We start from the raw sequence: 9,940 nt of genomic DNA, 5'->3' as shown, positions 1-9,940 counted from the left end.
GAGGTCCCGCTCGGGGCGGGACCGCGCGGGGTCGGGGGCTGCGGGGGGCGCTCAGCCCAGGTGCGGCAGGACGAGGCGCTGGTAGCGCTCGGCCACCGCGGCCAGCACCTCGTGCCCGTCGGTGTCCCAGACGTCCTGGTTGAAGATCTCCACCTCGACGTCGCCGGTCCACCCGGCCGCCGCGACGGAGCGGGTCAGGGCGGCGAAGTCGACGACGCCGTCGCCCATGAGCCCGCGCGAGAGGAGCGCGTCCGCGGCGATCGGCAGGTTGAAGTCGCACACCTGGTAGGAGGCGGTGCGCCCCTCGCGGCCGGCGCGGGCGATCTGCTCGTGCACCTGCGGGTCCCAGAACACGTGGAAGGTGTCGACGACGACGCCGACGGCCTCGACGGGGTGCGGCGCGGCCAGGTCCAGGGCCTGCCCGAGCGTGGACAGGACCGCCCGGTCGGCCACGTACATGGGGTGCAGCGGTTCCAGCGCCAGCCGCACGCCGTGCTCCAGGGCCACGGGCACCAGCTCGGCGATCCGCTCGGCCACCCGCTCGCGGGCGCCGGCCAGGTCGCGGTCACCGGCGGGCAGCCCCCCGACGACCATCACGAGGGCGGGCGCGCCGAGCGTCGCGGCCTCCTCGACCGCGCGGCGGTTGTCCTCGCGGGCCGCGGCGATCCCCGCGTCGTCGGCGGCGGTGAGGAAACCCCCGCGGCACAGGGTCGAGACCCGCAGGCCCGCCTCGCGCACGGTGCGGGCGGCGTTCTCCAACCCCGCGTCGGCGACGACGTCGCGCCACAGCCCGACGGCGGGCAGGCCCGCCTTGACGGCGCCCTCGACGACCTCGGCGAGGTTCCAGCGCTTGGTGGTCGCGGAGTTCAGCGACAGCCGCTCCAGGCTCACGCGCCCACCCCCTGCGTGAGCAGGTAGGCGCTCAGGCGGTGCTCGGCCAGGTCGGGGTCGACCAGGAGACCGGCCTCGGCGGCCAGCCGGTGCAGCGTCACCAGGTGCGGCACGGAGCGCCCGGCGTGCAGGCCGCCGACGAGGGAGAACCCGGGCTGGCGGCCGTTGAGCCAGGACAGGAACGCGATGCCCGTCTTGTAGTGGAACGTCGGCGGCTCGAAGACGTGCCGCGCCAGGTCCTGCGTGCTCGCCAGCAGCTCGTGCGCGCGCCGGTCGTCGCCGGCGTCGAGGGCCTGCACGGCCGCGGAGGCCACCGGGTAGATCGCGGCGAAGATGCCGAGCAGGGCGTCGGAGTGGCGGGTGCCGTCGCCGACGATCAGGTCCGGGTAGTTGTAGTCGTCGCCGGTGTACAGGCGCACGCCCTCGGGCAGCCGCGCGCGCAGGTCCTGCTCGTGGTCCGCGTCGAGCAGGGAGACCTTGACGCCGTCGACCTTCGCCGCGTTCTCCTCGATGAGCTGCAGCAGGGTTCCGGTGGCGGTGGGGACGTCCGTCGAGCCCCAGTACCCGGTCAGCGCCGGGTCGAACATCGGCCCGAGCCAGTGCAGGACGACGGGGGAGGGGCACTCCTGCAGGAGGGTGCGGTAGACGCGCAGGTAGTCCTCGGCCGAGCGCGCCGTCCTCGCCAGGGCCCGCGAGGCCATGAGGATCACGGTGGCGCCCGCGTCGGCGACGACCTCCAGCTGCTCGCGGTAGGCGGCCAGGACCGCGTCCAGCCCGCGCTCGCCCCCGGGCAGCGTCGCCGGGTCGAGCTGGTCGGTGCCGGCGCCGCAGGCGATGGCGCCGCCCACCGCGCGGGCCTCGGCGCTGGAGCGCTCGATGAGCTCCTTCGCCGCCGGCCAGTCCAGCCCCATGCCGCGCTGGGCGGTGTCCATGGCGTCGGCGACGCCGAGGCCGTAGGACCAGATGTCGCGGCGGTAGCCGAGGGTGGCGTCCCAGTCGACGTCGACGCGGCCGCCGGGGGTGGTGTCGGAGCCGACGACGGGCACGACGTGGGCGGCGGCGTACACCACGCGCGAGCGCAGCGGCGCGCTCGGGCGCGGCCAGGCGGCGGGGGCGCTCTGCACGGCGGTCACAGCGAGATCTCCGGCACGTCGAGGCGGCGGCCCTCGGCGGACGAGCGCAGCCCGAGCTCGGCCAGCTGCACCCCGCGGGCGGCGGACAGCAGGTCGTAGCGGTGCGGGCGCCCGGCGGCGATGTCGCGCAGGAACTCCTCCCACTGCGCCTTGAACCCGTTGTCCAGCTCGGCGTTCGCGGGAACCTCCAGCCACTGGTCGCGGTAGCGGTCGCTGCTGGGCAGGTCGGGGTTCCACACCGCCTTGGGGGTGTGCGCGCGCTGCTGGGCGACGCAGCGGTGCAGGCCCGCCACGGCCGAGCCGTGGGTGCCGTCGATCTGGAACTCCACGAGCTCGTCGCGGTGGACGCGGGTGGTCCAGGAGGAGTTGATCTGGGCGATCACCCCGTCGGGCATCTCGAAGATGCCGTAGGCGGCGTCGTCGGCGGTGGCGGCGTACTCGCGGCCCCGCTCGTCCCAGCGGACGGGCACGTGGGTGGCGACCTTGGCGGTGACGGCGCCGACGCGGCCGAGCAGGCCCTCCAGCACGTAGTTCCAGTGGCAGAACATGTCCACGGTGATGCCGCCGCCGTCCTCGGCGCGGTAGTTCCAGCTGGGGCGCTGCCCGGGCTGGCTCTCGCCCTCGAACACCCAGTACCCGAAGTCGCCCTTGAGGGACAGGATCCGCCCGAAGAAACCCTCGTCGACGAGGCGGCGCAGCTTCACCAGGCCGGGCAGGTACAGCTTGTCGTGGACGACGCCGACGGTGACGCCCGCGCTGGCGGCCTCGCGGGCCAGCGCGACGGCCTCGTCCAGCGTCTCGGCCGTGGGCTTCTCGGTGTAGACGTGCTTGCCGGCGGCCATCGCGGCGCGCAGCGCGGCCGGGCGGCGGGAGGTGACCTGGGCGTCGAAGTAGACGTCGACGTCGGGATCGGCGAGGACCTCGTCGACGTCGGTGGTCCAGCGCTCGACGCGGTGCTGGGCGGCCAGGTCGGCCAGCTTGACCGGGTCGCGGCCGACGAGGACGGGCTCGACGCCCACGCGGGTGCCGTCCTCCAGCACGATCCCGCCGGCGTCGCGCAGCGCCAGGACCGAGCGCACGAGGTGCTGCCGGTAGCCCATGCGCCCCGTGACGCCGTTCATGGCGATCGTGAGGGTCCGCGTCGGGCGGTCCAGGTGGGCGTCGATCTGGGGCGGTGTCGCCGTCGTGGTCACGGGGTGCTCCTGACGTCGGTGTCGTGGGCGGGCGCCCGGAATGCGCTTTCCCACACGGTAGGCGGGGAGGTCGCACGGGGTCAACCACCCGTGGTGCCGCGGTGGTCGAACGCTCAGCCGGTGGCCAGCGGCGCGGCGGACGCGGCCGTGGCGGACCCCGTGCTCGCGCGCAGCACGACCTCGCCCTCGAACGCCCGACGGCGCGGGGTGGGGGGCCGCTCGGTCAGCGCCAGCTCCACGGCCGCCTCGCCCATCGCCAGCAGCGGCAGGCGCACCGTCGTCAGCGCCGGCGTCACGTCGCGGGCGGTGACGATGTCGTCGAACCCGGCCACGGCCACCGGCCCGGGCAGCGGGACGCCGCGCTCGCGCAGCGCCACCATGGCGCCCACCGCCATGACGTCGTTGACAGCGAACACGCACCCGTGGTCGAACCCGCGCTCCAGCAGCGCGCGCATCCCCAGCGACCCGCCGTCGCGGGTGAAGTCGACCTCCAGCAGGTGCTCGGGGGCCACGTCGAGGCCGTGCTCGCGCAGGCCCCGGCGGAACCCGGCGACGCGGTCGCGGGAGGTGAGCAGCCCCTCCGGGCCGGCGACGACCGCGAACCGCTCGTGCCCGGCGGCCACCAGCGCGGCCGCCAGGTCCTGCGCGCCGCGCTCGTTGGCGACGACGACGGAGTCCACCGGTAGGCGCGGCTGGCCGATGACGGCCGCCCGCCCGCCCTGCGCCTCGAACCGCTGCAGCTCCTCGGCCAGCACCCGGGTGCTCTCCGCGTCGTCCATCCGGCTGCCCGCCAGCAGGACCGCCCGCGCCCGCTGGCTGCGCAGCGTCGTCACGTGGGCCAGTTCGCGGCCGGGGTCGCGGCCGGTGCTGGCCAGCGTCACCAGGAGCCCGGCGCTCTCGGCGGCGCGGGTCACGCCGGCGGCGATGCTGGCGAAGTAGGGGTCGGCGATGTCGCCGACGACGAGCCCGACGACGTCGGTGCGCCCGCGGACCATGGCCTGCGCCTGGGCGTTGGGGGAGTACTGCAGGGCGGCGGCCGAGGCCGTGACGCGCTGGCGCAGCGCCTCGCCGACCTGGCGCTCGCTGCCGTTGAGGACGCGCGAGGCGGTCGCCAGGGACACCCCGGCGTGCCGGGCGACGTCCTGCAGGGTCGCCGCGGCCGCCGCGGAACCCTCCTCGCTGCGCTTGCCGGACCTCACGCGCCCACCTCGGCTCCCTCGTCGCACCCGGTGCGGGTGCTGCGCCGCACCCCGCTGCGGGCACGGTACCGACGCGGCGGCGCCCGGTGGCGGTCCGCGCGCGGGGACGACCGCCACCGCCCTTGCCGTGAGCGATCGGTCGGACAAGGCTGTCCGGGTGGACGCGGAGCGGCGCCGGGAGCGCCTCGTGCAGCTCGTGACGGCGCGCGGCGCGGCGCGGGTCAGCGACCTGGCCGCCGAGCTGGGCGTCGCGGACGTCACCGCGCGCCGGGACGTGGAGCTGCTGGCGCGCACCGGGCTGCTGGAGCGCCGGCACGGGGAGGTGCGCCCGCCCGCGCCGCGGCCGGGACCGGACGGCCCCGCGCTGGCCGGGCGCACGGTGACCGCCCTGACGGGGGCGCTCAGCGCGTACCTGTCGGAGGTCCTGCTGGCCGCGCGCGACGCCGTCGTGGCCGCCGGGGGGCGCTTCGTGCTGGAGGTGGCCCCCGACGCGCCGTCGGTGCGCGACGCCGTCGACCGGGCGGCGCGCGACGACGGGGCCCTGGGCGTCCTGCACGCCCCCCGCTGGCGCAGCGCCGAGGAGGCCGCCGCGGAGAGCGCGGCCGGTTTCCCCGGCCGCCTGCCGGTCGTGCTCGTGGAGCGCTTCCCGTTGCGCGGCACCGCGCTGGCCCGCCGGGACGCCGTGCGCGGCGACCACGCCAGCGGGGTGCACCAGGCGCTGGCGCACCTGCAGGAGGCCGGGCACCGGCGGGTGCTGGTGGCCGCGCGCGACGACTCGCCGACCGCGCGCACCGTGCGGGCGTGCGCGGGCGACGCGCTGCGCTCGCTCGGGCTGCCCGTGCTCGGCGAGCCCCTGCTGTCGGCCGACGGCGCCGACGCCCACCGCCGCCTGCGCGCTCCCGACTGGGCGGAGGCCGTCCGGCGCCACCGCGCCACGGCCATGCTCGTGCACAGCGACGTGGACGCCCTGGCGCTGGTGCCGCGGCTGCGCTTCGCCGGCCTGTCCGTGCCCGAGGACGTCAGCGTCGTGGCCTACGACGACGTGGTGGCGGGCCTGGGCGACGTGCAGCTGACCGCGGTGGCCCCGCCCAAGGCCGAGGTCGGGCGCGCGGCCGTGGACCTGCTGCGCTGGCGGGCGGCGGATCCGGACGCGCCCGTGCGCCGGGTCGAGGTGGGCCCGCACCTCGTGCGGCGCAGTTCCGTCCGAGCGGTCGATCAGGGGTGATCGAACGGTCTTGACCGCGGCGGTGCGCGGGTCCAGCGTCGAGGGTGTCCGACGACACGACGACCTCGACGACGAGGAGTCCCCCCGTGAGAACCCCCACCCGGCGCCAGCTGCTCGCCGGTGCTGGAGCCGCCGCCCTCGCCGGGGCCGCGACCTCCTGCGGCCGCGCGAGCGCCGGCGACCCCGAGGGCCCGCTGACCTTCTGGTCCTCGCTGCGCGGCACCCAGAGCGTCGCCGACGCCTGGAACGCGACCCGCCCCGACGCGCCGGTCGTCTTCGACGCCGTGCCCTCGGGCGGGTCGGGCGGCTCGGCCAAGCTGTCCAACGCCTTCCGCGCCGGCAACGCCCCGGACGTGGTCTCGATGGAGTACGCCGAACTGCCCGGTTTCGCGCTGGACGGCGTCGCCGCCGACATCACCGACCTCGTCAGCCCCTCCTTCCGCGAGAGGCTGCTGCCGCAGGCGTGGGACACGGCGACCTTCGCCGGCCGCGCCTACGCGGTGCCGCTGGACGTGGAGCCGATGGTGCTCCTGCACCGGCCCGACCTGCTCGCCGCCGCGGGCGTGGACGTGCCCACGACGTGGGAGGAGTTCGCCGCCGCCGCCCGCGACCTGCGGGGCCGCACCGGAGTCCACCTGGCCTCCTTCCACCCCAACGGCTACCCCTACTTCGCCGGGTACTGCCAGCAGCTGGACGCCCGCTGGTTCGACATCGACGACACCGCCCCCGGCGGCGGCGAGTGGGTCCTGGACTTCCTCGACGAGCCCACCCGCCGGGTCGCCGGGTACTGGCAGGGCCTCGTCGACGACGACCTCGTCGCCGTCGACCCGCAGAGCAGCCAGCAGTGGCTGGCGTCGCTGGCCGGCGGCCGCACGGCCTCGTTCGTCGTCGGCGCCTGGGGCGCGGCCAACCTCATCACCTCCGTGCCCGGCGGCGCCGGGCAGTGGCGGGCCGCGCCGCTGCCGCAGTGGTCCGGCGAGGAGCCGTCGCTGGGCGTGCAGGGCGGTTCGGTGCACGTCGTCACCGCCGACAGCCCGCGCAAGGAGCGGGCCCTGGAGTTCCTGGAGTGGGTCTCCACCTCGCCCGAGGCCATCACCGCGCGCCTGTCCAGCGGCACGTCGAGCATGTTCCCCGCCGCGCCCGCGCTGCTCGGGCCCGCCGCCGACCAGTTCGACACGAGCTACTACGGCGGCCAGGACTACTACGGATTCGTCGCCGAGCAGTCGCAGCTGCTGCAGACCGGCTGGGTCTGGGGCCCGCGCATGCAGGCCACCGGCGCGTCCATCGGCAACGGGTTCGCCCGCCTGCCCTACGGGACCACCATCGAGCAGGCGCTGGCCGCCGCGGAGGAGGAGACGTTGCCCGACATGCGCAGCCTCGGACTGGCGGTGAGGCGGGCGTGAGCGCTCTCGACACCCGCGTCCAGGGGCGGACCGGGAGGGGGACGCCCGAGCGCGTGCGCCCGTCGCGGCGCTCGCAGCGCCTGGCGGTGGGGGTCCTGCTGGGGCCCTTCACCCTCCTGCTCGTCGCCGTGTTCCTCGTCCCCGTCCTCTACGCGGCCTACCTCAGCTTCTTCTCCACGACCCACTCCGGCCTGGGGTTCGGCACCGCCGAGACGACCTTCGCCGGCGTGCGCAACTACGCCGCGGTGCTCGCCGACCCCGGCTTCGTGCGCGGTGTCGGCATCACGCTGCTGTACATCGCCCTGTTCGTGCCGCTCGTGGTCGTCGGGGCGCTGGTCCTGGCCCTGCTGCTGGACTCCGGCCTGGTGCTGGCGCGGCAGCTGAGCCAGACGGTCCTGTTCGTCCCGCACGCCGTGCCCGGCATCATCGCCGCCGTCATCTGGCTGTACCTCTACACGCCGGGGCTGTCCCCGGTGCTGGGGGTGCTGCAGCGGCTGGACCTGCAGGTGGACTTCCTCGGCCTGCAGCTGCTGGTCCCCTCCCTGGTCAACATCGCGCTGTGGAGCGGGCTGGGGTACACGACCGTCATCTTCTTCGCCGCGCTGCGCGCCGTGCCGCGCGAGCTGCTGGAGGCGGCCTCCATCGACGGCGCGGGCGCGGTGCGCACCGCGCTGCGGGTCAAGGTCCCGCTGGTGCGGGCCACGGTCGTGACCGTCGTGATGTTCACCGTCATCGGCGCCCTGCAGCTGTTCACCGAGCCGATGCTCATGGGCCAGGTGACCCCGCTCATCGGCACCCGGTTCACGCCCAACATGTACATCTTCGACGCGGCGTTCACGCGCAACAACTACGGGCTGGCCTCCGCGGCCTCGGTCCTGCTGCTGCTGGTGTGCTGCACGCTGTCGTACCTGGTGTCCCGCGGTGCCTCCCGCGGGGCGCGCCGAGGAGGTGAGGAGGCGTGAGCACCACGGCCCCCCGGGTCGGGACGACCCCCGAGCGCGAGGTCCGCGTGCAGCGCGACCGGCCCGCCCGCCCCGTGCGCCGGGCCGGGCCGACCGGCCGGGCGACGGCCAACGTCGTCGTCGCCGTGGCCGTCCTGTACGCGCTGCTGCCGCTGGCGTGGCTGCTGCTGGCCGCCACCAAGGACGCCGAGGCGCTGTTCGCCTCCCGGCTGCTCGACTTCTCCACGTTCGCCTTCGCCGACAACGTGCGCGCGCTGCTGGCCGAGGAGGACGGGCTGTACCTGACGTGGTACCGCAACAGCCTGCTGTACGCGGTCGTCGGCGCCGCCCTGGGTGCGCTGCTGAGCACCGCGGCCGGCTACGTCTTCGACAAGTTCGAGTTCACGGGCAAGCGGCCGCTGTTCGTCCTGGTGCTCGTGTCGGTCATGGTGCCGGGCACGGTGCTCGCACTGCCGCTGTACCTCATGGCCTCGCAGGTCGGGGCCGTGGACACGGTGTGGGCGGTGTTCGTGCCGGTCCTCTTCAACCCGTTCGGGGTGTACCTGGCGCGGGTGTTCTCCGCCGGGTACGTGCCCGGCGAGGTGCTGGAGGCGGCGCGCGTGGACGGCGCGGGGGAGCTGCGCAGCTTCCTGTCCGTCGGGCTGCGCATGCTGGCGCCGGGCTTCGTCACCATCTTCCTGTTCCAGCTGACGTCCATCTGGAACAACTTCTTCCTGCCGCTGGTGATGCTGTCCGACCAGTCGCTGTACCCGCTGAGCCTGGGCCTGTACACGTGGAACTCCTCGGCGTCGATCTTCCCCGACTACTACCCGCTGGTGGTGATCGGCTCCCTGCTGGCGCTGCTGCCGCTCGTGGTGGCCTTCGTCCTGCTGCAGCGCTTCTGGCGCTCCGGCCTGACCGCGGGGAGCGTGAAGTGAGCCCGGAGGTGCGGGCGGTCCTGGCGATGGACCCGCGTCCGCCGCGCGACGTGCTCGTGGCCGACCTGCGCGAGCGCCTGCGCCCGCACGCGCAGGTCCACGAGGAGGTGCTGACCGACTTCGCCGCCCCCGGCGCGCGCGCGGCCCTGGCCGGCGCGGACGTCCTGGTCACCGGCTGGGGCAGCCCGCGCGTCAGCGCCGAGGTGGTGGCGGCCGCCCCGCGGCTGCGGGCGGTCGTGCACGCCGCCGGGACGGTGCGCCACCACCTGTCCCCGGCGGTGTGGGATCGCGGCATCGCCGTCTCGTCGGCCGCCGCGGCCAACGCCGTCCCCGTCGCCGAGTACACGCTCGCCGTGGTCCTGCTGGCCGGCAAGCGCGTGCTGGAGTCCGCGCACGAGTACGCCCGGGTCCGCTCACGGGCGGCGACGGCGGTCAGTGACGCGGGCGGCAACCACGGCGCGACCGTGGGCGTGCTGTCGGCCTCCCTCGTGGGACGTCGCGTGGTGGAGCTGCTGCGACCGTTCGACCTGCGCGTGCTCCTGCACGACCCGTACGTCGCCGACGCCGACGTGCGGGCGCTGGGCGCCGAACCCGTCGGGCTCGCGGAGCTGTTCGGGCGCAGCGACGTCCTCACCGTGCACACGCCCCTGCTGCCCGAGACCACCGGCCTGGTCGACGCGGGTCTGCTGGCCCGGCTGCGCGACGGCGCGACGCTGGTGAACACCGCGCGCGGTCCCGTCGTGGACGCGGACGCCCTGACCGCCGAGCTGCTCAGCGGCCGCCTGCACGCCGTCCTCGACGTCACCGACCCCGAACCGCTGCCGCCGCAGCACCCGCTGTGGGGACTGCCGAACGTCCTGCTCACCCCGCACGTGGCGGGCTCGGCGGGCAACGAGCTGCAGCGCCTGACCGCCTCGGCGGCCGCCGAGGTCGAGCGCTTCGCCGCCGGGCGCCCGTTCGCCCACCCCGTCACCCGCACCGCGCTGGAGCGCAGCGCGTGAGCGCCCCCGCACCCCG

General features: G+C 75.7%; 9 protein-coding genes. 5 read left to right on the top strand and 4 right to left on the bottom strand.

Features of this window, described 5'->3' with window-relative positions:
• Window positions 1-51 precede the first annotated feature (51 nt).
• From AB8M62_RS12595 to AB8M62_RS12580, 4 genes are all read right to left on the bottom strand, one after another.
• Window positions 52-891, bottom strand: coding sequence for a sugar phosphate isomerase/epimerase family protein (locus tag AB8M62_RS12595; RefSeq protein WP_369069761.1), 840 nt, complete (start codon window positions 889-891; stop codon window positions 52-54).
• Window positions 888-2,024, bottom strand: coding sequence for a dihydrodipicolinate synthase family protein (locus tag AB8M62_RS12590; protein WP_369069760.1), 1,137 nt, complete (start codon window positions 2,022-2,024; stop codon window positions 888-890). The genes AB8M62_RS12595 and AB8M62_RS12590 overlap by 4 nt, the downstream gene beginning before the upstream one ends.
• Window positions 2,021-3,145: a Gfo/Idh/MocA family protein gene (locus AB8M62_RS12585; RefSeq protein ID WP_369069770.1), complete on the bottom strand. Its 1,125-nt coding sequence runs from the start codon at window positions 3,143-3,145 to the stop codon at window positions 2,021-2,023. The genes AB8M62_RS12590 and AB8M62_RS12585 overlap by 4 nt, the downstream gene beginning before the upstream one ends.
• 185 nt (window positions 3,146-3,330) lie before the next feature.
• A complete protein-coding gene (locus tag AB8M62_RS12580; RefSeq protein WP_369069759.1) occupies window positions 3,331-4,416 on the bottom strand; it encodes a LacI family DNA-binding transcriptional regulator in 1,086 nt (361 codons plus the stop codon).
• 157 nt (window positions 4,417-4,573) lie between these two features.
• Between AB8M62_RS12580 and AB8M62_RS12575 the strand changes: the two genes are divergently transcribed.
• From AB8M62_RS12575 to AB8M62_RS12555, 5 genes are all read left to right on the top strand, one after another.
• Window positions 4,574-5,641: a substrate-binding domain-containing protein gene (locus tag AB8M62_RS12575; RefSeq protein ID WP_369069758.1), complete on the top strand. Its 1,068-nt coding sequence runs from the start codon at window positions 4,574-4,576 to the stop codon at window positions 5,639-5,641.
• 86 nt (window positions 5,642-5,727) lie between these two features.
• Window positions 5,728-7,044 carry an ABC transporter substrate-binding protein gene (locus tag AB8M62_RS12570; protein WP_369069757.1) on the top strand — a complete coding sequence of 439 codons (1,317 nt, stop codon included), beginning with the start codon at window positions 5,728-5,730 and terminating at the stop codon, window positions 7,042-7,044.
• The gene (locus tag AB8M62_RS12565; protein ID WP_373694931.1) at window positions 7,041-8,006 is read left to right on the top strand and encodes a carbohydrate ABC transporter permease; all 966 of its coding nucleotides are present in this window, start codon (window positions 7,041-7,043) and stop codon (window positions 8,004-8,006) included. The genes AB8M62_RS12570 and AB8M62_RS12565 overlap by 4 nt, the downstream gene beginning before the upstream one ends.
• Window positions 8,007-8,053: 47 nt before the next feature.
• Window positions 8,054-8,923, top strand: coding sequence for a carbohydrate ABC transporter permease (locus AB8M62_RS12560; protein ID WP_373694932.1), 870 nt, complete (start codon window positions 8,054-8,056; stop codon window positions 8,921-8,923).
• A complete protein-coding gene (locus AB8M62_RS12555) occupies window positions 8,920-9,924 on the top strand; it encodes a hydroxyacid dehydrogenase (protein ID WP_369069756.1) in 1,005 nt (334 codons plus the stop codon). Before AB8M62_RS12560 ends, AB8M62_RS12555 begins: the two co-directional genes overlap by 4 nt.
• Window positions 9,925-9,940 lie beyond the last annotated feature (16 nt).

The sequence above is a fragment of the Kineococcus terrestris genome (assembly GCF_041020755.1).
Lineage (GTDB): Bacteria > Actinomycetota > Actinomycetes > Actinomycetales > Kineococcaceae > Kineococcus > Kineococcus terrestris.
The sequence above is the reverse complement of the archived record's forward strand: the minus strand, read 5'-3'. Positions and strand labels throughout refer to the sequence as shown.